Here is a 22,677-nt window from a genome sequence, read left to right as displayed (position 1 = left end):
TGAAACCGAGCCAGAGAATTGATGTGGGGCAGCCATCCGGGTGCTCGCGCACCCGGCAGGGAGCTGCCGGCCCTCCGGGCCTAAGACGCAGTAACTGATGCGACGTCCCAAGCGAAAGGCGACTATAAAAAGTCGTACGTTCTTAGAGTTTCATCCAAAGGGCGGGCTGCTGCAAGGTAAAGAGCCGCGTTGTTGCAGGCACACTTTTCGCCATGTCTAATGATTCGTTTGGTTTTGATTACGATCTATTTTTGATCACCATTCCAGCAACCTGGCAAGAATTCGAGAGATGACATTGAAGACTCCTTTTATCCATGACAACTTCATGTTGTTCGGCGACGAAGCAGAGCGACTTTATCACGACTACGCGGCGAAAATGCCGATCATCGATTATCACTGCCACCTGCCGCCCGAGGAAGTCGCTCAAGACAAAACCTGGGACAACCTTACTCAAGTGTGGCTCAACGGCGACCATTACAAATGGCGTCAAATGCGGACCAACGGCATCGCTGAAAAATACTGCACCGGTGACGCCACGGACCGCGAGAAGTTCGATAAGTTTGCCGAGGTGATGCCGTACTTGCTTCGCAATCCGCTTTACCATTGGTGCCATCTTGAACTGGCACGCTATTTCGACATCGACGATTGCGTGCTGTCGCCTGAAACCGCCGACGACATTTGGAACCGTGCTCAGGCAAAATTGACGTCCGGCATTTCGGCTCAACAGCTTATTCGCGACAGCAACGTCAAGCTGATCTGCACCACAGACGATCCCGCCGATAGCCTTGAACATCACCTTTCATTTCAGCGGTCCGGTTGCGACATCCGCATGTTGCCGGCTTGGCGACCGGACAAGGCGATGGCGGTTGAGAACGCTGCGACCTTCAACGCGTATCTGCAAACACTTTCGGCTGCCGCGGGGATCGAAATCAATAGCTACGCCGCGTTGATCGAAGCACTTCGTAAGCGGCATGACTTTTTCCACGAATGCGGATGCCGCTTGTCAGACCACGGGCTCAGCTATTCGTACTTCTTGCCGACAAGCGATAGCACCGTCGCGGCGATCTTTGACAAGGTGCGGTCCGGCAAACAAGTCACCGCCGAAGAAGACGAGCAGTTCAAGACAGCGATGATGCTGGAATTTGGACGAATGGATTCTGAAAAAGGATGGGCTCAGCAGTTGCATCTTGGGCCTCTGCGTAGCGTCAACAAACGCATGCTCGGTGAGGTCGGCCCGGACACTGGATTCGATTCGATTGGCGATTGGTCTTATGCAGAAAAACTTGGTGGATTCCTGAACGCATTGAACGATGAACACGCGTTGCCCAAAACGATTCTGTACAACCTGAACCCTCGCGACAACGAAGTCTTGGCCACGATGATCGGTAACTTTCAAGAAGGACCGGTCGTGGGCAAAATGCAAATGGGATCGGGATGGTGGTTCATGGATCAGAAAGACGGCATGGAACGCCAGATCGAAGCGTTGTCGCAAATGGGGTCGCTTAGCCGTTTTGTTGGAATGCTGACGGACAGCCGATCTTTTCTCAGCTACACGCGGCACGAATACTTCCGTCGCATCCTCTGTAATCTCTTGGGCAGCGATATGGCCATGGGCTTTGTGCCCCATGACTTTGATCTTGTCGGCGGCATGGTCGAAAACATCGCGTACAACAACGCGGTGGAGTATTTTAATTTCGACAGCTAGCCGGCCAGCCGGGGGCCGGAATCCAACGCCGTGAAGAGTTTTGGCCTCGGAAAAAACGCGTATTAGTTCGTTTAACCGCGTGGGCATCGCCCCGCGCGTTTCGCCCCGCATGGACGCGCGGGGCGATGCCCACGCGGTTAAACGGTTTAGAAACCCTTCACGGCGTTGGCCGGAATCGCCGGGCAATGCTCGAACTGGCTCAATTTCAGGAAGGCAAAGCCTGCCGGACACGGAATTTGTTCGGTCTCGGTAGAATCTGCCAGGGGGACGCCAAGCGTTGGACAACCGTTTATCATAGAGCTGTCCACCAAATTCCTGCACTCGAACAGCCCGATCATGAGCTTAGCACCCACCCACGATCCAGCCCAACAAAACACGTCGTCCGATAACGCCAGCGGCCGTGCGGAGTCGTCCAGTATTTTGGACTTTGCCGACGATTTCATTCACCGACACCTGGGGCCCTGCGACGACGAAACCTCGCAAATGCTCGCCTCGCTGGGGTTTTCCAGCCTGGAAGAATTGACTCGTGCGACGGTGCCAGCGGAGATTCGGATCGACCAGGAAATGGACATTCCCAGCTCTCGTGGCGAGCGAGAATTCCTGTCGGCTCTGAAAACGATCGCGTCGAAGAACAAGGTCTACCGAAACTGCATCGGGATGGGGTACACCCACACCGTGACGCCGCCCGTGATCCTGCGAAACGTGCTCGAAAATCCGGGCTGGTACACGCAGTACACGCCCTACCAAGCCGAGATCGCACAGGGTCGGTTGGAAGCGCTGCTGAACTTCCAAACCATGGTCGCCGACCTGACCGGTTTGCCGCTCGCCGGTGCCAGTTTGTTGGACGAGGCGACCGCGGCGGCCGAAGCGATGGGCATGTGCGTTTCAATCGCCAACCATAAAAAGACCGGCTTCTACGCTTCCGACCAATGTCACCCGCAAACACTCTCGCTGCTGGAAACTCGCGCCCGCGGTTTGGGTATCGATTTGAAGATTGGCCCGATCGAAGAAATTGATTTCGATCATGGCACCGGCGGACTTTGCGGAGTCCTGGTTCAGTATCCCGCCACCGATGGTCAGGTGTTTGACTACACCGATCTGGCTCGCAAAGCCTCCGCCGCCGGATGCTTGACCGTCGCCGCCGCTGACCTGCTTTCGCTGACGCTTTTGAAGTCACCAGGAACCTGGGGAGCCGACATTTGCGTGGGCAGTGCCCAGCGATTCGGCGTGCCAATGGGACTGGGCGGACCTCACGCAGCTTTCATTTCCACCAATGACCAGTACGCCCGCAAGCTGCCCGGACGACTGATCGGCGTGTCGAAGGATTCAGCAGGCAACCGAGCACTGCGAATGGCGATTCAAACTCGCGAGCAACACATTCGACGTGACAAAGCGACCAGCAACATCTGCACCGCGCAGGCTCTGCTGGCCATCATCAGTTCTTTCTATGCCGTTTACCACGGCCCGAAAGGTCTGCGCCAAATCGCCGAGCGAACTGCGGGTTACACCGGAGCGTTAGCTCAGGGCCTGCGGAATCTCGGCCACACCATCCTTGGCGATGATCGATCCGACGGAAACATCGTCTTCGATACGATTCGCATTCGTCTTGGCAAAGGCCGGATTCATGCAGCCCGGCAAGTTGCCGATGCCGCACGCGAACGCGGCATCAACCTTCGCGAATATGACGACGGAACGCTTGGCGTCACGCTGGACGAAACCGCCGACCGAGCGTTGGTGGCCGATCTGTTGGCCGCGTTCAATTTTGGGCACTACACCAGCCTGGATATCGACGCGTTGTTAGAAGAATGCCGGGCCGAAGGGCGATTGGATCTTGGTGAATTCGCACGCCAGGACGAATACCTGACTCACCCGGTATTCAACACGCATCACAGCGAAACTCAACTGCTGCGTTACATCTTCCAACTGATGGGACGCGATCTGTCGCTGGCCCACACCATGATCCCGCTGGGGTCATGCACGATGAAGTTGAACGCGACCAGCGAAATGATCCCGGTCACCTGGCCCGAATTTTCAGAAATCCACCCGTTCGCTCCCGATACCCAGTGGCGTGGTTACACCCACATGTTCCGCGAACTGGAACGATGGCTCTGCGAAGTCACGGGACTTTCCGCCGTCAGCCTGCAACCCAACGCTGGTGCCCAAGGCGAGTACACCGGGTTGCTGGTCATCCGAGCTTATCACGAGCAAATGGCGGCCAAGGCGGGAACCGAAAACAAGCGAACGATTTGCCTGATCCCGACATCGGCTCACGGTACCAATCCGGCATCGGCCGTGATGGCCGGCATGAAGGTCGTCGGGATCAAGTGCGATGACCGCGGCGACATCGACCTGGATGACCTGAGAGCAAAAGCGGAGAAGCATTCCGATGAACTTTCCGCGTTGATGATCACCTACCCATCCACTCATGGCGTGTTCGAGGCCACGGTCAAGGAAGTTTGCGAACTGATCCACAGCCACGGCGGCCAGGTCTACATGGACGGTGCGAACATGAACGCGCAAGTCGGACTGACCAGTCCTGGCAAGTGTGGCGCAGACGTATGCCACTTGAACCTGCACAAAACGTTCTGCATCCCGCACGGCGGCGGCGGTCCTGGCATGGGCCCAATCGCGGTGGCGAAACAGTTGGTGCCGTTCTTGCCCACGCACCCGGTCCAACGACCCGACACGGCAGGCGAGTACGCGATCGGCCCAGTTTCGGCGGCACCCTACGGCAGTCCAAGTATTCTGACGATCAGCTACGTTTACATCGCGATGATGGGCGCGGCAGGACTAAGGAAAGCGACGCAGGTGGCAATCCTGAATGCGAACTACATGGCAAAACGACTCAGTGACCATTACGACATTCTGTACACCGACATGGGTGGGCATGTGGCGCACGAGTTCATTGTTGATTGTCGCAGTTTTGAAAAGACCGCTGGCATCAAGATCGAAGACATCGCCAAGCGGTTAATGGATTACGGATTCCACGGCCCAACGATGTCATGGCCCGTTCCAGGAACCTTGATGATCGAGCCGACCGAAAGTGAATCGAAGGACGAGCTAGACCGGTTCTGTGACGCGATGATTTCAATCCGAGCCGAAATTGATGCGGTGGCCGACGGATCGATGGATCGCGAAGACAATCCGCTGAAAAATTCACCACACACGGTGTACGAAATCAGCCGCGACGATTGGGACCATCCTTATTCACGTGACCAAGCCGCCTGGCCCGCACCATGGCTACGTCAAGCCAAGTTCTGGCCCACCGTCGGACGCATCGACAACACCTACGGCGACCGAAACCTAGTGTGCTCGTGCCCGCCGATGGAAGAGTATTGATGTTTGTGGCGTAGCGGCGTAGCAAAGTAGGCCGGAACAAGCGCAGCGAAGTTCCGGCAATTGCACTCTGCGTTGCCGGATTGCCGAAACTGCGCGCGAGGCTTGTTCTGGCCTAATTTGGTTTCGGGAAAAACCTGGGCAATCCAAAACTTCGGTCTCGCAGTTCTGCATTTGCATTGAGTGACAAACTCACGTCACCTGCGTTTCGCAGCGTGATGTCAACCAGGCTTTCACATCGACCGGTTTTGCGAACAGCAGATGTGGCTCGCCCGTAAAGTCGAACCCCAACGGTGATCCCATCGTGTTGGTGCGTTCTTTGTACGTCGCCGGCGCGAGCGTCCACGGTGGATGGTCGATCTCGCCGCGAAAAATTCGGCCGCGTCGGTTGGCACTGTAGAGACAATATCGAGCCGTCAGCCAATGCTCGAGCGAGCCGGGTTGCGCTTCAAAGAAATCGCCCGCCGCGGCGTACTTCGCTTCGTAATCCGCTGATGGTTCGCCGCGATGCGTCCGCCGACTTCGGTAGTCGATCGTGCCATCGTCGTCGCGGTCGATCGACATTGCTGCGTCCATGTACGGCAAATTGAACGTCGCCCGGGCGACTCGCACGGCAACACGACTGGCCGCGTCCAATGAGAAAAACCAGACGCCCGGTTTTCCATCGACGGTGACGTACGTTCGCACGTTCAGTTCCAAAAAACGACTCAAGGCAGGAATCGGCGGGCACCACCTGGGTGCGATGTTCGACATCAAGAACGGCACCACGCCCACCCACGCTTTGCCTTCGCGAGTGTCCAGCGTCACCCCACCTGGCAACAACGAAGCGACCGCATCGGGTTCGATCGGCCAGTGAGCAAACAACAACTCCGACCAAGTCATCCGCATCACCCAAGGCTGGTTCGGCAACGGCCACGTTCGGTCAGTTCGTGCGTTCATGCAAATCCGTTAGCGCCGATTCGAGTTCCGCAAACTGAAATTCAAACCCTTCGTCGATCAATCGCTTCGGCAACACGTAGCGACCGTAGAGCACCAATTCCGGATCGGTTCGCATCAACAGCGGCGCACCGATACGGACCATCCACTCGGTCGCCGGCAAGCCGATCGGCATTCCGATGACTTTGCGAAGCGTCCGCATGAAGTCCACCTGCGACTTCGGGCTCGGCGAAGAAACGATGTACGGGCCTGACATCAAACGTTCTGGCATCGAGTCATCGACAATCGCTCGAGCAAAAATCGCATTCAAGTCGTCTTCGTGAATCCAAGACATCCCCTGGGAACCCTTCCCGACACGTCCGCCCAAGCCCAGCTTTGCGATCAAACCCAACGTCGCGAGCGCTCCGCCGCCACCACCGCGATCGCGACCGACCACAAAACTGGTTCGCATCACGACGCCACGTTGCTGCGGCAACTTGCTCTCCTCAAACGCCGCCTCCCAAGCCCGAGCAACTGTCGGAGCAAGCCCCAAACCTTCGGCCGATTCCTCGGTGCAAACCGCCGACGGCGGATCGCCATACAGGTGAGCCGTACTCATCTGCACCCAAACCGGCGGCGGGTTCGCCACGCTCCGCATCGCCTCGCCCAACACCCGAGTCGACTCGACCCGCGACCGCAAAATCTCATCACAGTGATCCGGCGTCTTGATGCAGTTCACCGTCCGCCCCGCCAAGTTCACGACCGCATCCGCGCCGTCAAGCGAATCCACCCAGTCGCCCGTTTTATCAGGTTCCAACGTCCGACCATCCCAAACCCGGTGCGTCCAATCGCCCGTCGCCTTCGGCTTCGAACGAGAAACAATCGTCACCTCCGCACCGCGTTCACCAAACGCCGCCGCCATCGACAACCCCAGAAACCCGCTACCGCCCGCAATGACGATTCGTTTACCGGCGAGCTGTTGGTCCGCGTTCATTTCTTACCTTTCGTGTTTCTCTTGCTAACCGCATTCCCCGCGATCAGTTGACAGCCGTTCTTCACGTTCGGCTCGATGTTTCGCAAGAATCACCCCACGCATTCTTCAATGCGCTATCCAGCCAAGGCTCGCTACTCAACTTGATCCAAATCGGCATCGGGTTCGGCCCCGCCGATTTCACCCGGCGTTAAGTGTGGGGAAGCGTCGATCGTATCGGCGTCCATCAAGGTGGCGACCCGTTGCAGCGTCGACAGAATCTGCAACTGTTCCCAGGAATGCAATTCGGACAAAGCTGATCGAAACCGTTCCTGGAGCAATGACGGAGAATGATCCAGTAGCGACTCGCCGTCAGGTGTGACGTGAATCAAGACACTGCGCCGGTCCTTGTCGCTCCGCGAACGCCCGACCAAACCGCGTCGTTCCAATCGCTGCACAATCCCCGTGACCGTAGCGTGGCTGAGGTGGACTTGTCGCGCGACGTTGCTGGGGGCAATCGGGCCGTGGCAAGCGATTTCCTTAAGCACCACCAGTTGAGGCCCCGTCAAACCATGGCCACCGACCAATTGCCGGGAATGAAGGTCAACCGCACGAATGATCTGTCGAATCGCGGCGACAACTTGGTCTTCCTGGCTGAGCGGGGTACTGGGCGGGATCTTGGTTGGCGGGTCGTTCGGTTCGTTCATGTTTTCTGCGGAGCACGCGATCGGGAATTGGCTGGCCAGCATGGACCATTTTCCATCCGACTGGTAGCTCCTCGACCAATATGATACGCTGCCGACACTTGATCGAGAAGCTTTGAACGCAAAGCATAAAAGCGGCTTCCCGACCATCAGCTTCGACAATGGAAATCTACCCGCAAGAAACGGTGAAAGATGAGTATTTCAACCGAGACCTCGCTGCTGGAGTATCGCCAGCAAAGCTATGGCGATGACCCGACCGCTGTCCGCGACACCGATAAGTACACAGATGAATACGTTCGCGGATTTGTGGAAAAGTGGGACGACCTGATCGATTGGGATCAGCGGAGTGAAACCGAAGGCTCGTTTTTTATCGAAGAACTCCGCAAGCGAGGCGTGAAGCGGGTTCTGGACGTGGCCACCGGGACCGGATTCCACTCCGTGCGGTTGATCGAAGCCGGGTTTGAGGTCGTCAGCGCCGACGGCAGCCCCTACATGCTGGCCAAAGCCTTTGAAAATGCACGCCGACGCGGCCACGTGCTGCGAACGATCCAGGCGGATTGGCGATGGCTCAATCGAGATGTGATCGGCCGTTTCGACGCCGTGATCTGCCTGGGGAATTCCTTTACTCACCTCTTCAATGAACGTGATCGGCGAAAGGCACTCGCCGAGTTCTATTCCGCGCTCAAGCACAACGGTGTGCTGATTCTGGATCAGCGAAACTACGATGCGATCCTCGATCATGGTTTCGACTCTAAGCATAAATTCTACTACTGTGGCGAGCAGATTTCGGCCCTACCCGAGCACGTTGACGACGGTCTGGCCCGGTTCTGCTATTCGTTTCCGGATGGATCGAAATACCACCTCAATATGTTTCCGCTGCGTAAGCATTACGCCTGCGAACTGATGCAACAGGTCGGTTTTCAACGCGTTGACACCTTTGGCGATTTTCAAGAGACCTATCACGAACCGGATCCGGATTTCTTCATCCACGTGGCAGAGAAGTGTTACGACTCGCTCGTGCCCGAAGCGCTGCAAGCCAAGCCGGATGGCGGGCACGTGGATGCTGCTGAAAACGTTGCTGAACACACTGACGAATCAAACACCGACCAATCAAACACCGACCAATCCTGCCGAAAGGACGCTCGATGAGTTTGTCCGCTTATGACACCGCGACCGAAACGGCCCGACGCTACTACAACAGCAGCGACGCGGACACGTTCTACGCCGAAATATGGGGTGGCGAGGACATTCATATCGGTATCTATCAATCACCTGATGAACCGATCAGCCGCGCCAGCCATCGCACGGTGGAACATTTAACCCAACGACTTAGCGGGATCAATGAATCGTCGGTCATCCTTGACATCGGCAGCGGTTACGGCGGCGCGGCACGGCACCTCGCTCGCCATTTCGGGTGCCGCGTGATCGGTCTGAATCTTTCAGAAACTGAAAACGCGCGGCATCGCCAATTGAACCAGCAAGCCGGTTTGGAGGACCGAATTGAGGTCATCGACGGCGCTTTCGAATCGATCCCGCTGGACGATGATCACGTTGATGTGGTGTGGTCGCAGGACGCGATTTTGCACAGCGGTGATCGCGAGCGGGTTTTGCGGGAAGTGAACCGCGTTCTGCGCAGCGGCGGCCAGTTTGTGTTTACTGATCCGATGCGAGCGGATGATTGCCCCGCCGAATCGCTCACCGCGATCCTGCAGCGCATTCATTTATCAGACTTGGGCTCGACACAGTTTTACCAGCGTGCGGCCGAGCAACTGGGGTGGCAAGACCGCGGCTTCGAAGCCATGCCGGAGCAGTTAATCAATCATTACTCACGGGTGCTGGAAATGACCGACGCGAGTTCGGTTGCCCTGGCGGAAAAAGTTTCGGCGTCTTACCTCGAGCGAATGAAGGTTGGACTGCGACACTGGATCGATGGCGGTCGAGCCGGTCGTTTGAACTGGGGCGTTTTCTTGTTCCAAAAGTCGTAGCGGCGTGGGAATGTCCCGCAACTGCAGTCGATCCGGCGGCCCGATCGTTCACTGGGGCAAGCACTTCCATTTCCACCGGGTGGTCTTCCCGCTGGCCAGCGCGCTGATCGTGGCCCTGGTGGTGATCAGCCTCAGTTTGCCCCGCGCGACCGCCATGGAAACCTTTGCCGGCGTGCGCGACTGGATCGGTGATGCTTTCGGTTGGCTGTATTTGTTTTTGTTGAACGGGTTGTTGGCGTTGGCAGCGTATTTGGCACTGGGGCCTTACGGTAGCATCCGATTGGGCGAAGAGGATGATCGGCCCGAATTCGGAAGGCTGTCTTGGTTCGCGATGCTGTTCAGCGCCGGCATGGGAATCGGACTGCTTTTTTGGAGCGTTGCGGAACCGATTGAGCATCTGGTCAATCCACCGCCGGGACGATCTGCCGGGGTCCAGCCGGCCCGTTTGGCGATGGCGACAACGATCTTTCACTGGGCATTGCACCCCTGGGCGCTCTACGCGATCGTCGGCTTGTCGCTAGCCTATTTCAGTTTTCGCAAGCAGTTACCGCTGAGTTTCCGATCGCTGTTGCATCCGCTTTTGGGCGATCGAGTGAACGGTTGGGTCGGACATTGGGTGGACACGTTGGCGATCGTGGCGACTCTGTTGGGCGTGGCGACCTCGCTCGGCATCGGCGCGCAGCAGGTCAACGCGGGACTCGCTTTTTTGTTCGGCATGCCGCTTGGGATCGGCGTTCAAGTTGCGTTGATCGGCGGGATCACCGGTGTCGCGACGATTTCGGTCATGCTCGGGCTGGGGACGGGAATCCGTCGCCTCAGCGAACTGAACATCGGCTTGGCAATGCTGTTGATGCTGATGGTCATTGCTGCGGCGGGATTGTCGTCGTACATGCGCGGGGTCAGCGACAACATCGGTGCCTATCTTCAGTATCTGCCGAGCAGTTCGTTTCGAGCCGGTGCGTTCTCGCGCGAAGGAAGCCGGTGGCTCAATTCATGGACGGTCTTCTATTGGGCTTGGTGGATTTCCTGGTCACCCTTTGTCGGCATGTTCATCGCGCGGGTTTCTCGCGGACGGACGATCCGCGAATTCGTCATCGGTGTGTTGTTGATGCCAACCGCGGTGGGCATTTTGTGGTTGACGGCGTTCGGAAACACCACCCTTGATGAACATCGTCGCCATGTGCAAACGATCGAAGACGGCCAAAACGATGCAAGCAGATTGCCCGTTTATCACGTCGCCGTGCTCGACGAGTCTGGGAGCGTCAAACGAAATGATGAAGGCCAGTTATTGAGCCAACAAAAATCCCTCACCACCGTGCAGTACATGGACGCCACGATCATCAGTCAGGACGGGGATTCGATCCTACCGACGTTGCCGACCGCTTTGTTCGCGATGTTGTCCGGGTTGTTCACGTCGTCGTGGGTTGGCCCGCTGGCGATCGGGATTGCCACCACATGCGTGATGCTCTTTTTCGTCACCTCGTCCGATTCGGCGTCGATGGTGATCGACATCATCGCGTCGGGCGGCAATCCCAACCCTCCTCTGGGCACACGTTTGTTTTGGGCGATCACGGAGGGTGTCGTCGCGGCAACGCTGTTGGTCGCCGGCGGATTGAGTGCTTTGCAGGCGGCGTCGATCACCGCCGCTCTGCCGATGACCTTCATCGTCATCCTCGCATGCATCGGTTTGCTTCGCGAATTGCGAAACGAAGCAAAGAGCCAGCAGGCTAGCTGAGCGACGGGCCGCGAAGACGCTGAGTTCTGCCGTGCCTCGCACCAAGCTCGTGAACCGAATACGACTGGTTTAAACAACGCACCGCCTGGAAATGCCTAGTCGCATCGAAAGCTACCTAGCCAAACGGGCCGTCGGGCTAACAAAGTCGTGCCACTGCATCCCATCCGGCAACCGCGGCGAAGAAGCAAATTCCAAGTGCAAGATGCGCCGATGACGTTTCGTTCCCGGCGTCGATGAACCACTGCTGTGACTGATCAGCGGACGCATCGCCAACACATCGCCGGCTGCCGCATGAACATCAACAGCCGCGTCAATTCCCACGCCTTCGCTGTCACTCGAAACATGCGAACCAGGAATCACTCGGAGCGGTCCGTTTTCCTCGGTCACTTCATCAAGATGAATCCGAAGCGTCAACATCTGACGCAGCACCTCGTCGCAAGCGATCACATGAGGCACACCAGCCTTCACCGTCGGCCTTGAAAACGAACTCGATGCGATCGAGTTGTCTTTCACCGCGATCGAAGTGTCCTTGTGCCAAGCCAATGCCCAAGTCCGATCCGGTGGCTTGTCGAAGAACAACGCTCGCACCAAACCAACCTCATCCCCAAGCTGCTCACGAAGAAACCGCAACATCGCATCGCTTTGCCAAACCGTCGAAACATCAGGAACCGTTTCGATCAAATTCCGAGCCGCGTAAACATGCCCGCGGCTCGATCGAGCACGTACGTTGTCGGAATCATCTTCAAAGACATCACGACACACGTCCAACAGATGCGAAACCGTGCCCGCGTCCACCGCGTTCCGCAACAAACAGAACCCGTCTCGCTCCAAATCACCCTCAACCATCACGCCCGCCTCGCGAAATCATACGCTCCCCCGCCGAACAAAACGCCGCGTTGACAAGTTCCAATCCGGCAAATTCAATGCCTCGCCTTGCCGCAGGAACGGACATCCGCTCGTCACACAAATAGATCACTTTTACCGTCGAAGCCCGCCACTGGTTCTTGCTGCACACAAACAGCATGTTCATTCTTTGTACAAGCAGATCCTATATGGGCAGTTGCTCTTGCGAGCACGATGATATCGTCGGCAACTCCGGCGCGAGAACTACCGAGGCAAAAGATACTTGGATTCCATGTTCGCTGAACTTCTCGACCAGACGATTTATCAAAGGCCATGAATCGGGCATGATTTGCCCCTCACTCCTTCTTCCACTCGCATTTCCACGAGCACGTTTCCAGTAGGCTTCCGTCGCCAGGCAAATGCAGTTGATTTCGCTCATCTCCTTTGGCAGTTCATTTCCTAGTGCCAAAGATTGCCAGCATTTTTGAAACGGGCTATTCGGTAAGTTCCAGACCTTCCGGACCGCAATGCTGTAGGCAGCCGATTGCACGATCATCTTCAAAACATTCTCTCCGGTGTCTTGCTTCAATTCGATAGGCACCGGCATTCCGTTCGGCGAAGCCCCTATTAGGTCAATCTCGCCCCATCCTTGCTGGTTATCTTGATTAAACAAGGGAACTTGATATCCAACGATTCGAGGACAAGTCGGCAGAAACGGCGACGCCTCGGAAGATTTATGCTCATGGTATTTAGACCAAAGTGCTCTCTCGATCTTGATTTCAAATTGAGTTTTTGAAGTGATACCACCCACGTCGTCTCGCTCAATTGGGTAATCCTTGCGCGGTTGTACTTTCGCTTCGGTGTTTTCGATGAACTCCTCCAAGTTTGGAAAAAGCTGTTCAATCGCTCCATTGATTCGGGTGATTGTCATCGTGTGTTTTGGGATTTCGTGCAGACCCAAATGAAGGTCAATTGTTTCTCTGTCGCTTGTCATGAAAGCAGCTTTGATCGGGGAAGGGTTTGGCTGGTATCGCCGACCTTGAGTTTATCAAAGTTTCGTCACCATGAGGAAACAGAGGCAATCATTCGGCGAACCACCTGCCCTGACCCAACCGTGTCAGTCCCGACTGCTACAATGCTCCGATGGGAAAGAAGAAAACGACGGTGCCGGCGAACATTCCGGGGCGGCGGGATGCGGATCGGCGGGTGCGGCAGAGCGAGCGAATTGCTCGGGTTTTGCAGATTTTGAATTTGATCCAGTCGCGGGGAAGATGGAATGTGACGGCGATCGCTCAGGAGATTGGGTGCTCCACGCGGACGGTTCATCGCGATCTGAACGTGTTGGAATTTTGTGGCGTTCCGTTCTATTTCAGCGAAGAAGAACAGTGCTATCGGGTTCGGTCGGATTATCGGTTTCCAACGTTGATGTTGACCGACGAAGAAGCTCTTGGGCAGGCGGTTGCGACCGCGATTAGCCGGGCACCAGGACTCGACATTGGGTTGGGGGCGACTCCGACGACAACCCGTTTGGCATCGGCATCGAAGGATGAAACCAAACAAGTCATTGCCGATGCGATGAGTTTGGTGGATGTCTTCGACTTGAAACTGGCGGATCACAGTCGGCACGGGGAAATTCTGAAGACGATCCAGCTTGCTTTGCTGGGGGCGAACCAAGTGACGGGCGTCTACGAGTCGCCGTACGAGGATTCGCCGGTCAAGCTGACCATTCATCCCTACCGGCTTTGTCTGCTGAAACAGGCTTGGTACGTCATTGGTCACATCGAGGGTGAATCGCAGCCGAAGACTTTTCGTGCCGCGCGTTTTAAGAGTCTGCGGCAGATGGGTGCGGTTGCCGAGCGTCCCAACGACTTTGATCTTCGCGAATATTTCGGCAATGCTTGGTCGGTGTACCGTGGCGAGCAAAGCTATGACGTTGAACTGCGTTTCGACGCGTCGGTCGCCCGCACGATTGTTGAGACTCAGTGGCACCACACCCAGCAGACGACCGACCACCGTGATGGCTGCGTCACGCTGAAGTTCACGGTGGACGGCTTGGATGAAATCGAGCGTTGGGTTCTGGGATGGGCTGGCAGCGTCAAAATTATCGAGCCGAAAGAGCTTCGCTTGTCGGTGATCGAAAAGCTTCGCAAAGCAATCTCAGATAATTCCGACACAAACGCTACCGTGGACTGCTAAATCTTCGTAGCTGACACAGGAATCGAGTGTGCGAGTTCGATTACCGTTCCTAGCCGAATACGCCAACGGCGTTAGACAACATAGCCCAGGGTTAAGGTTTTGCGAGCGTAGCGAAGCAAACCGCAACCCTGGGTTGATGATGGTCACACATTCCGCTCCCGGTCTGCTCGCTTTTGGCGGCGAAGCCGCCAAAAGCGAGCGGACCGGGAGATGGTACTGACGTTCCGCCACCCAGGGTTGCAGCGTCAAATCGCCAAAGCGATTGACGGCTTTAACCCTGGGCTATGTTGTCTAACGCCGTTGGCGTACTGGATGAAAACCCGTGCAAGTAAAACGCGAGGAAACCCCAGAAATTTCGCAGTCCACTCTTGACCCATCCGTGTCGGCGTCGTCCTTCAAAACTTGGCTTTCCACAACCCTGTTTTGAAGGAACGTTGATATGCCCCAGCAATCGCCTTTGATGCCCGACGAAGAGTGCTTCACGTACCGCCTATTGTTTGAAACGCTGAACTTCGATGCAGACATCAAGAAGTCTGCCGAACCAAAGTTTTGGGAATTGGGATTGGCCAACGGTGCGATCGAGAATTTCAACCGAGTTCTGACGATCTGCCAAGACAAATATTTGGAAAGATTGTATGCCAGCAGCGAGCCTCCCACGGTTGGGTTCTGCCCATGGGCCAGCCAGGAAGCGTTTCGGAAACGTGATGGCGAACTGACAGACTGGATTCGCCGGAACGATTCAGAACCTGCGGACATCACATGCTTCATTCGCAAACAGGCAGAATCATGACGCGAAAAGATCCATGGAATTCTCGTCGATCCGATCGGCCGGATATCTCGCAATCGTTGGAAGCGGGGCTGCAACGTGGATTCGCGGGTGCGGCCTGGCTGCTTGTCGTCGTTGTCCTCTTCAACGTCTGTGGCTTGATCGGAGCAGTCGCGTCGCTGCTTGATCGAATGATCCAAGGCGAGGACTATGTTCCCTATATCGGTGCGTGGACGGCCGCTGTTTTGTTCGTCGTTGCCGGTTTCGGATCGACTTCGTTATTAAACCCGAAAGATCGGTCTGGAGGAATCTTTGCAATGAGCGTTTTTACACTGGTCATTCTCGCCGCGTTGATAGATATCCTGCACGGCTCGATGTCGGGCTGACCCAACTGCGTCAGTGTCGCCTGGTATTCTTAGTGTGAGACTCCCGGAGGCAGGCAGTTCCCGCTTTGGGAAGCTTGTTGGTGCAATCCCGCCGGCTGGCTGCCTCGTTCGCAAACTGTTTTCCATTCAGACCGCAAGCGACAAGCAGATCAGACCGGCACGACTTGGGGTGACGGCCAACATCAAGCTTGAAGACAACGCATGGTCCTCCGGGAGTCTCTTTTCAATTCCACGTACTGGCGAGAATCAATCCTAAAATGCAAGTCACGATCCATCGCGGAAGCCAAGAAGTCGGCGGGACTTGCATCGAAGTGCAATCCGGCACGACTCGCATCGTTCTCGATGTCGGCATGCCATTGTTCGACAAGAATCGAAATCCCTTCGATACGTCCACGGTACGCCAAAAGACAGCGGCCCAACTCGAAACCAGCGGAATTGCTCCGAGTGTTTCGGGGTTGTTCTCCGGCGACGACCAGCCTGATGCGATCTTGCTCTCGCACGCGCACCTCGATCACGTTGGCCTGCTGAAGTACACCGTTCCGACGATTCCGGTGTACGCCAGCAAGGGAACCAGCAAGATGATGCTGGTGGGAGAGGTGTTTGCCAACCAGACAGAGATCCCCAGGGACCGGTTTCGTGAACTGCGATCCGGAAAGCGGCAAACGATTGGTGACTTCACCATCACGCCGTTTTCGGTCGATCACTCCATCCATGGTTGCTTGGCATTTTTGATCGAAGCCGATGGCAAGCGATTGTTCTACACGGGCGATTTGCGTTTGCACGGTAACCGACCGCAGGATCACGAAGCGATGATCGACGCCTTGGGTGGATCGAGTTTGGACGCGTTGATTGTTGAAGGGACACATTTTGGTTTCGATGACGGAAGCGAGACCACGGAAACGGAATTGCAAACGCAAATCGCTTGGCATACCGAAGACACGCTCGGGCTGGTGTTGGCGGCTTTCTCGCCACAGCACATCGACCGTCTGCGAGCATTCATTCATGCGGCCAAGGAAACGAAGCGAACCTTTGTTGCTGACCTATACACCGCGTTCGCACTTCACATGGTCAGTCGCGACGCCAAACTCGAGAACCCACTGCGTCACGGTTGTGGACGAGTTTACTACCCACTCTCGCAACGAAGGAAAATTGAGCGGCGAGGAAACACAAAGGTGACCAACATGTTTCGCGATCTCGAGATTCAGATGGATGAAATCTTGGAAACGCCGGGCGATTTTGTGATGGTTTTTCGTGAGAGCATGCTCGAAGACTTCGACGGTCGCTTTCCCAATGATTCGCTTTGCATCTATTCCAAATGGAAGGGATACAGCGAAAGCAAGTCATGGAAGCAGATCGGAACCTCACTGGCGGCCACGGGCGGACAGATCGTTCATGCGCACACCAGCGGCCATGCTTTGTCATCGGACATTGTCGAGTTCACTCAAGCGATCGACGCCAAAGCGATCATCCCTAATCACACATTCGATCCGCAGCGGTTCCGCGACTACTTCGAGAACGTGGTCACCGCAACGGACGGCCAGCTGATCTACCTCTAACGCACGGAAGTACCAATCGCATGACGCTTGAGCAATCAGAAACCACCGCCGCGGGCCGCACCATTGCGATCGGTGACATTCACAGTCACGCCGACGCCTTGCGACGATTGATTGACGAGATTCAGCCGCAAGTGGAAGACACCATCATTCCGCTGGGCGACTACGTGAACCGCGGGCCTGATGCCTGCGGCGTGATCCAAACGTTGATTGAACTTGGCGAACACTGCCGTGTCTTTTCGATCCTCGGCAACCACGATGAGATGATGCTCGAATCGCGGCACAACGAACATTCGCTGGACCGGTTCCGATACGAAGGCGGCGATCAAACACTCGCTTCCTATGACTACGATGCTTGGTTCCACGGCAGCAACCTTTCCTACGTGCCTGATGAACACTGGGATTTCCTAAACCGATGCTTGCCGTTCTTTGAAACTGAGCACCACATTTTCACGCACGCATGTTACGACCCATTCATCGCGATGAATCAGCAACCTTCCCGATTGCTCCGCTGGACGAGCATCGACGACGAACCGCCGGCGCCTCACATGTCCGGCAAGCTTGTCATCATCGGACACTCGGCTAGGCAGTCCGTTAGGCATTGGGGACACGTGATGTGCATCGACACCGCTTGCGGTTTTGAAGGACGCCTGACGGCCCACGAACCCGCGACCGGTATGACTTGGTGGGTGAACGAGTCAGATTCAAAATCCAAGTAGCGGCATAAACGCTGTCGTGCTCAGATTCCCAACGCCCGGCGAACGGTGACGCGATCGCAAGAAAGCATCTGCTCATGGTCGTCGAAAAAGAATTTTGGCTTCACATCGCCCAGGCAGAACGCATCCGCCACGCTTGCTTCCAAATCAAGACCGACCGGATGGTCATTCCCATGGGCCACCCCCCAACGCCCGTCGCCCATTTTCACGACACGTCCCCGTGGCAAGCCGTACGGACAATTCTCGATCGCTGGAATTATCTCGTTCGGTTCGACCGGAAATCGCCCGGCAAGAATGAAAGCCAAGTCTCGCCAAACATCGACATGACCAGCTTCGCCGTCTTCGTAAAACGCATTTGGCCACACCGACAAGCACCAATCGCCGTCTGGGGTCGGAATCCAGTAGTAAGCTCCTGCAAACGGCAACTCTCGCCGCCTCGCCAAGTCATGACGATAACGCTGGTGCGCCGTCAACAACGAAGCAAGCGTGCGAGAGTCGATTTGGTCACGAAAAGAACATCGCCATTTTTCTTTGAGCATCGTTATCCGATTCAAGAGACTACTCACGAATACCACAGACATCTGACAAGCTTGGGTCATCGCTGATCGAGAAATAGGAAATCACGCTTCTCGTGGTCCCCGAATTTCAGCTTGGTTCGACCAGGCATCTCGACCGCTCATTCTTTCCAAGCCCCAAACGCGGCGAAGCAATTGTTTTTGTGCAACAGTTCAACGTGATCGAATCCGACTCGGCGGAGTAGTTCGAGTTGGTAGGTTGCGCTGCGGGGTGAATCCTCGCGATCGATGTAGTCGAACACCTTTTGACGGTACTCGCCACCGCCAAGCCCTTCGAGATAATCGCCGTAACGTGACCACATCAATTCGTGAACCGGCACGGTCTCTTGCACGACCAAATCCGTAATCCAAACCGACCCGCCGGGCTTGAGCAGCGACCAAATCTTCCCGAACGCCGCTTGCCAATCCTCGTCGTCTCGCAAGTGATGCAGCACTGCGGCGGCCAGGATCACGTCGTAACTTTCGGTCGGCAAATCGGCTTCACGAAAATCGCTCTGCCAAAGTCGGGCCGTTTCAATCCCGACTTGTCCGACACGCTCTTTGGCCCGGTCGAGCATCGGCTGGCTCAAGTCCAGCAAGTCACTCGCAAACGGTTTGCCGTAAACTTCTCGCAGTTTCAACGTGTTGTTGCCAGCACCGCAGCCGATGTCGAGCACGCGACTGATTTCAGGAGTCAATCGCACGGCGGCTTCGGTGATCAATTGCATCGACAGCGGCGCGTCGATCGTCGCGGACTGTCCGGTCTCCAAGTTGCTAAACCGTTCCACTTCGGCGTCAAAGCGAGTTTCGATGTCGGTGACCGTCGACTTGTCGGAGAAATCTTTGGTCCGCAAGGTAATCGCCGATGCCCGATCGCGACGTGCCTTCCGTTCATCGCTTGGCAGTCGCCCGAGTCTGCGAAGTTCTTCAACGTCTTCGGCCGACGCCGGGCCAGTTGACGATTCATTCCCACCCAACTCACCACGTTCCAACCGTTCGATCTCCGCCGGGTCCGTCACCTCGGAGTCTTCATAGAACTTTCTGTAGCGATACCGACTCATTTCCAGTGGCGTGCGATAACTCGAACTCCCTGGCGGGACACTCGCACAACCGGTCTCTTGACTTCGCGGGTCCGATGCGTGCGGCTTGTAGAAATACGACCCGTCGGACTGGAAGCACCAATGATCGCCATCGTGACCTTGGGCACCCTGGCATCGTTCACGAATCAAAATCGACTGCGAACACTGAACCGCCCAAACCCGTTTCCACCACCGCCCCCGACCATCGGTAGAAAACAACACCTGCGGCTGCGAGTCATCCCAATCATCGCGAATACCCAATTCAGAAAGCTCTCGTTTGGAAAGTTCATCACTCATCGTCGTTGGCTCCGTGCCCACATCGTCAAAGAAGGAAAATTCATCAGCAAAACAGCGACCCACCGTTACCGAACCTAAGAGCCTATAGATTCGCCCAAGGTTCATCTTACCGTCCCGTGAAAAACGACTTCGTTGAGGCTACCAAGCAAATTTGGCAAACGTCTCGAACTCTATTTCTCTGCCCGCCGAATTTCGTTAACTGGGGTGCCCATGTTAACCCAGAGACTTCGAGAGATTCGGTCGTCCTGGCGGGCCTAGACGGCGGGAAAGGCATGGTTTGGTACAGTGCCCGAACCGTCCAAGACGCAAGCGAAAAACCCACCCGCGTGCAAAAGTCCCGCAAATTGCGGGATCAAACGCAAAAAGGCCGATGCGGGTGCATCGGCCTTTGGCGTTAAATGGTGGGCAGCAGCATTTCGCTACTGTCCACAAAGGCTCCCCCAGCAGGAGACGAATCAACGCGGGTTTTCCCTGGAAAAAATGGACTCTTGCGGCATAGGCGAAGCGGAATGCGAAGCACTCACCACCGATTCCAACCTACGCGGCTTAGTGCAGCGTTGGTCCACTCTGGACAACGTCACCAAAGGAATCATCGAAACGATCATTCAGAATCGGCCTTCGACGCCATGATTGCCGCTTGATAGAATGGTTGTGAACCTTAGTGTCCCAGGAGAACGAAGAATGAGCCAATCCCTTTCACCCGAAAACGAAGCTTACGTCGATGGGCAGGTCGCTGGTGGCCTGTTCGCTTCACGCGACGAAGTGATCGACGCGGGCGTTGCCTTGCTCCGCAAACGCGAAGCGTTGGTTCAACGACTGCAAGAAAGTCGGCGACAACTCGACAACGGCGAATTTGTTGACTTCGACGATGACTCACTTTCCGCACATTTTGAAAAGCTGAAAGCGAAAGCGGCAGCCCGGTCTCAGTCGTGAACCGTTATCGTCTGGCGATCGCCGCTGTCGCTGATCTGGACGAGATCGCCGACGGCCCGAGCAACGCGGTTGCGATTCTCGAAGCATTGCGTAGCACGTTTCAAGTTCTAGCCGATCATCCGAATGTCGGCACACTCCGCGAAGACTTGCTGCCCGGTATTCGCGTCTTCTCGCCGCCACGACCGGCAAACGACTACGTCGTTCTCTTTTACCCGATGCCCGGCGGCATCGAAGTCGCCAACGTGATCCACGGTTCACGAGATTGGATCACGATGTTTTCCAGTGGCGGACGCGGATCGAACGAGTAGTCACGCCGAATCAAAACCCCGACGCCGAAGGCGATCGGTGTTTCTTCGGCGGCAGGATGCCGCCGCACACCGGGCACGATGCCCGCACGCTGGATGACTGACTGGACTCCCGGCGGCGCAGCCGACGGCAGCGACGGCATGGATGCCGTCGCCCACAATGGGCAGGACGCCCGCACGCTGGTAGCTGCCGGCAGGCACGCCGATCATGGAGGGTCGGCGGAGAATGGGCGACTGTTACTTCGGTGACAGCGGCATGGATGCCGCCGGAACGCAGGCCATGGAAGCGGACCAACACGAACAATGTTTGAACCGCCAATCAACTTGACCGAAGCGAACACGGTTTGAATCACCAGACCGCGAGCGGTGGCCGGAGTGCAGGCCGAGCGAAGCGAGCCGGCCGCCCGTGCCCGAGGGCATCGGGATCGGCAGGGAAGCGACCGACCGAAGCGAAAGAGTTTGCACCACGATTGATTCTCCAACGCGAAACGGTTTGCACGACGAACGATGGGAGCGTTGCCGATCCCGACGGCGGACCAACGGGGAACGGTCTGAACCACCAATGAACTGAATCGAAGCGAACCAACATTGAATCGCCAGCCCGCCAGCCGCCGAGGGCACCAGGGCAGGATGCCCGCAAGGAAACGGCGAAGCCATGGATGGCGCAGCACCGCTCGTGAAAGTGCGGGGGCAGTTCGCACCACGGCCCCACCCGACCGAAGCGATTGACGTTTGAATCTCGCTTGCGGACAGTCTGGCGTCGGCGGCAGGGATGCCGCCGAAAGATGGGCCAAGGATGGCCCGAGCGCAGCGGATGGTGGTCATCGCGTAGCCGTAGCGGATGTCGTCGCCGGAGTGAGGAACGAACGCAGGCGGCGGCAGTAGCGGAGGCGAAGTGATGACGTCCATCCGCGAAGCGGGAAAACAACAGACGTAGGCGGAGACGTTCTGATGTTGTCAGCGCAGTGAGGAACCAGCGGAGGCCACGTGTCGCGGCGGAGGAGCAGGACCGAAGCGAATGAGCGCAGCGGCGTGAATCATCCGCAGGCGCTTCAAGCGAGGAACGAGCCGCCGGAGGATGATTGTCGCCGCAAGCGGAGTCTCCATCGCCGGTAGCGTGTTCCAACACCAACACGGCTGCACGTTAGCTCCAACCCAAACGACGAGAGTTGCTTAGCTTCTTATTTGAAGCTCTCTTTAGCCAGGCGAAGACGGACGCCAAGTTGCCGCAACATCTCAGGCGGATTCACGCACTGAACATCGAACGCGTCGGCGACGTCCGGAAGTTTGACCTTTGCTTTCGAGTCAGGGGCTGAGACTTCAAAGGTTGCAATCACGTAGTCGTTGACCGATGCGTAAGCAATCAGCCACGGGTCAGCACCGCGAATGAATCGGTTGCGGGCGGTCAAATGATATTGGTCGTTCTGGCGAACCCACTCGATGACTTCAGTGAACTTTCGTTGAATCTTGACATCACGTTCCTCTTTGAACAAAGTGGCCGGCGTCTGGCTTTTTACCCAATCCGCTAACTCATCCTTCCCGCTGATCAGCTCTCGACGCACCTGTTTGATCGACGCGACTCTCTTTAAGTCGTGCGCCCTCAAGATCGCCTCCCAGAAGCCAGGGCAAAAGTCGGGAGAATAGAAATCGTGGTGCGATCGAATGAACGCATCAGCGTCGAGCAGAAAGCCGGGCAAGT

22 protein-coding genes are annotated in these 22,677 nt (G+C 56.4%); 14 read left to right on the top strand and 8 right to left on the bottom strand.

Going from position 1 to position 22,677, the window contains the following annotated elements:
• Positions 1-289: 289 nt before the first annotated feature.
• Both uxaC and gcvP read left to right on the top strand, forming a co-directional pair.
• On the top strand, positions 290-1,705 hold the full coding sequence (gene uxaC, locus RC85_RS09635) for a glucuronate isomerase (protein WP_068261757.1): 1,416 nt from the start codon (positions 290-292) through the stop codon (positions 1,703-1,705).
• Between the two features lie 336 nt (positions 1,706-2,041).
• The gene (gene gcvP, locus RC85_RS09625) at positions 2,042-5,044 is read left to right on the top strand and encodes an aminomethyl-transferring glycine dehydrogenase (protein WP_068261751.1); all 3,003 of its coding nucleotides are present in this window, start codon (positions 2,042-2,044) and stop codon (positions 5,042-5,044) included.
• Positions 5,045-5,233: 189 nt separating this feature from the next.
• On the opposite strand, the gene RC85_RS09620 is transcribed toward gcvP, so the two are convergent.
• The 3 genes from RC85_RS09620 to RC85_RS09610 all read right to left on the bottom strand — a co-directional run bounded on the left by RC85_RS09620 (position 5,234) and on the right by RC85_RS09610 (position 7,675).
• Complete coding sequence (locus tag RC85_RS09620; protein WP_068261749.1) at positions 5,234-5,980, bottom strand: YqjF family protein; 747 nt, start codon at positions 5,978-5,980, stop codon at positions 5,234-5,236.
• On the bottom strand, positions 5,964-6,950 hold the full coding sequence (locus tag RC85_RS09615) for an epimerase (RefSeq protein WP_068261747.1): 987 nt from the start codon (positions 6,948-6,950) through the stop codon (positions 5,964-5,966). The genes RC85_RS09620 and RC85_RS09615 overlap by 17 nt, the downstream gene beginning before the upstream one ends.
• Positions 6,951-7,081: 131 nt before the next feature.
• Entirely contained in the window at positions 7,082-7,675 is a 594-nt protein-coding gene (locus RC85_RS09610; protein WP_200836743.1) for a MarR family winged helix-turn-helix transcriptional regulator, read from the bottom strand.
• A gap of 147 nt (positions 7,676-7,822) precedes the next feature.
• On the opposite strand from RC85_RS09610, the gene RC85_RS09605 reads away from it, so the two are divergent.
• From RC85_RS09605 to RC85_RS28235, 3 genes are read left to right on the top strand one after another with little or no spacing between them, the layout of a single operon-like run.
• Complete coding sequence (locus RC85_RS09605) at positions 7,823-8,779, top strand: glycine/sarcosine N-methyltransferase (RefSeq protein WP_068261744.1); 957 nt, start codon at positions 7,823-7,825, stop codon at positions 8,777-8,779.
• Positions 8,776-9,615 (top strand): methyltransferase domain-containing protein, encoded by an 840-nt coding sequence (locus RC85_RS09600; protein ID WP_068261741.1) that lies wholly within the window; start codon positions 8,776-8,778, stop codon positions 9,613-9,615. The genes RC85_RS09605 and RC85_RS09600 overlap by 4 nt, the downstream gene beginning before the upstream one ends.
• A 10-nt stretch (positions 9,616-9,625) precedes the next feature.
• A complete protein-coding gene (locus RC85_RS28235) occupies positions 9,626-11,350 on the top strand; it encodes a BCCT family transporter (protein WP_068261738.1) in 1,725 nt (574 codons plus the stop codon).
• A 111-nt stretch (positions 11,351-11,461) separates the two neighbouring features.
• Here the strand turns inward: RC85_RS28235 and RC85_RS09590 are convergent, their stop codons facing one another.
• On the bottom strand, positions 11,462-12,196 hold the full coding sequence (locus RC85_RS09590) for a phytanoyl-CoA dioxygenase family protein (RefSeq protein ID WP_068261735.1): 735 nt from the start codon (positions 12,194-12,196) through the stop codon (positions 11,462-11,464).
• A 202-nt stretch (positions 12,197-12,398) separates the two neighbouring features.
• Positions 12,399-13,124 carry a hypothetical protein gene (locus tag RC85_RS09580; protein WP_149752595.1) on the bottom strand — a complete coding sequence of 242 codons (726 nt, stop codon included), beginning with the start codon at positions 13,122-13,124 and terminating at the stop codon, positions 12,399-12,401.
• 212 nt (positions 13,125-13,336) lie between these two features.
• On the opposite strand from RC85_RS09580, the gene RC85_RS09575 reads away from it, so the two are divergent.
• From RC85_RS09575 to RC85_RS09555, 5 genes are all read left to right on the top strand, one after another.
• The gene (locus RC85_RS09575) at positions 13,337-14,389 is read left to right on the top strand and encodes a helix-turn-helix transcriptional regulator (protein ID WP_068261726.1); all 1,053 of its coding nucleotides are present in this window, start codon (positions 13,337-13,339) and stop codon (positions 14,387-14,389) included.
• Between the two features lie 439 nt (positions 14,390-14,828).
• Positions 14,829-15,179, top strand: a complete 351-nt coding sequence (locus tag RC85_RS09570; RefSeq protein WP_068261723.1) for a hypothetical protein — start codon at positions 14,829-14,831, stop codon at positions 15,177-15,179.
• The gene (locus RC85_RS09565; RefSeq protein ID WP_068261721.1) at positions 15,176-15,541 is read left to right on the top strand and encodes a hypothetical protein; all 366 of its coding nucleotides are present in this window, start codon (positions 15,176-15,178) and stop codon (positions 15,539-15,541) included. The genes RC85_RS09570 and RC85_RS09565 overlap by 4 nt, the downstream gene beginning before the upstream one ends.
• 257 nt (positions 15,542-15,798) lie before the next feature.
• Positions 15,799-17,097, top strand: a complete 1,299-nt coding sequence (locus tag RC85_RS09560) for an MBL fold metallo-hydrolase (RefSeq protein WP_068261718.1) — start codon at positions 15,799-15,801, stop codon at positions 17,095-17,097.
• A gap of 20 nt (positions 17,098-17,117) precedes the next feature.
• A complete protein-coding gene (locus RC85_RS09555) occupies positions 17,118-17,813 on the top strand; it encodes a metallophosphoesterase (protein WP_068261716.1) in 696 nt (231 codons plus the stop codon).
• Between the two features lie 20 nt (positions 17,814-17,833).
• On the opposite strand, the gene RC85_RS09550 is transcribed toward RC85_RS09555, so the two are convergent.
• Together RC85_RS09550 and RC85_RS09545 are read right to left on the bottom strand one after the other, a co-directional pair.
• Positions 17,834-18,349: a hypothetical protein gene (locus RC85_RS09550; protein WP_068261713.1), complete on the bottom strand. Its 516-nt coding sequence runs from the start codon at positions 18,347-18,349 to the stop codon at positions 17,834-17,836.
• A gap of 137 nt (positions 18,350-18,486) precedes the next feature.
• Positions 18,487-19,740 carry a class I SAM-dependent methyltransferase gene (locus tag RC85_RS09545; RefSeq protein WP_235033170.1) on the bottom strand — a complete coding sequence of 418 codons (1,254 nt, stop codon included), beginning with the start codon at positions 19,738-19,740 and terminating at the stop codon, positions 18,487-18,489.
• A 480-nt stretch (positions 19,741-20,220) separates the two neighbouring features.
• Between RC85_RS09545 and RC85_RS26760 the strand changes: the two genes are divergently transcribed.
• The 4 genes from RC85_RS26760 (at position 20,221) to RC85_RS26755 (ending at position 21,227) form a co-directional block, all read left to right on the top strand.
• The gene (locus tag RC85_RS26760) at positions 20,221-20,370 is read left to right on the top strand and encodes a hypothetical protein (RefSeq protein WP_157593908.1); all 150 of its coding nucleotides are present in this window, start codon (positions 20,221-20,223) and stop codon (positions 20,368-20,370) included.
• 51 nt (positions 20,371-20,421) lie between these two features.
• Positions 20,422-20,673 (top strand): ribbon-helix-helix domain-containing protein, encoded by a 252-nt coding sequence (locus RC85_RS09535; protein WP_068261708.1) that lies wholly within the window; start codon positions 20,422-20,424, stop codon positions 20,671-20,673.
• Positions 20,670-20,981 carry a type II toxin-antitoxin system RelE/ParE family toxin gene (locus tag RC85_RS09530; RefSeq protein WP_068261705.1) on the top strand — a complete coding sequence of 104 codons (312 nt, stop codon included), beginning with the start codon at positions 20,670-20,672 and terminating at the stop codon, positions 20,979-20,981. Before RC85_RS09535 ends, RC85_RS09530 begins: the two co-directional genes overlap by 4 nt.
• A 93-nt stretch (positions 20,982-21,074) precedes the next feature.
• Positions 21,075-21,227, top strand: coding sequence for a hypothetical protein (locus RC85_RS26755; RefSeq protein ID WP_157593907.1), 153 nt, complete (start codon positions 21,075-21,077; stop codon positions 21,225-21,227).
• Positions 21,228-22,159: 932 nt separating this feature from the next.
• Here RC85_RS26755 and RC85_RS09515 read toward each other — a convergent pair.
• On the bottom strand, positions 22,160-22,675 hold the full coding sequence (locus RC85_RS09515; RefSeq protein WP_068261696.1) for a DUF4411 family protein: 516 nt from the start codon (positions 22,673-22,675) through the stop codon (positions 22,160-22,162).
• Between the last annotated feature and the right edge of the window lie 2 nt (positions 22,676-22,677).

The organism is Rubripirellula obstinata (assembly GCF_001642955.1).
GTDB classification, from domain to species: domain Bacteria; phylum Planctomycetota; class Planctomycetia; order Pirellulales; family Pirellulaceae; genus Rubripirellula; species Rubripirellula obstinata.
The sequence above is the reverse complement of the archived record's forward strand: the minus strand, read 5'-3'. Positions and strand labels throughout refer to the sequence as shown.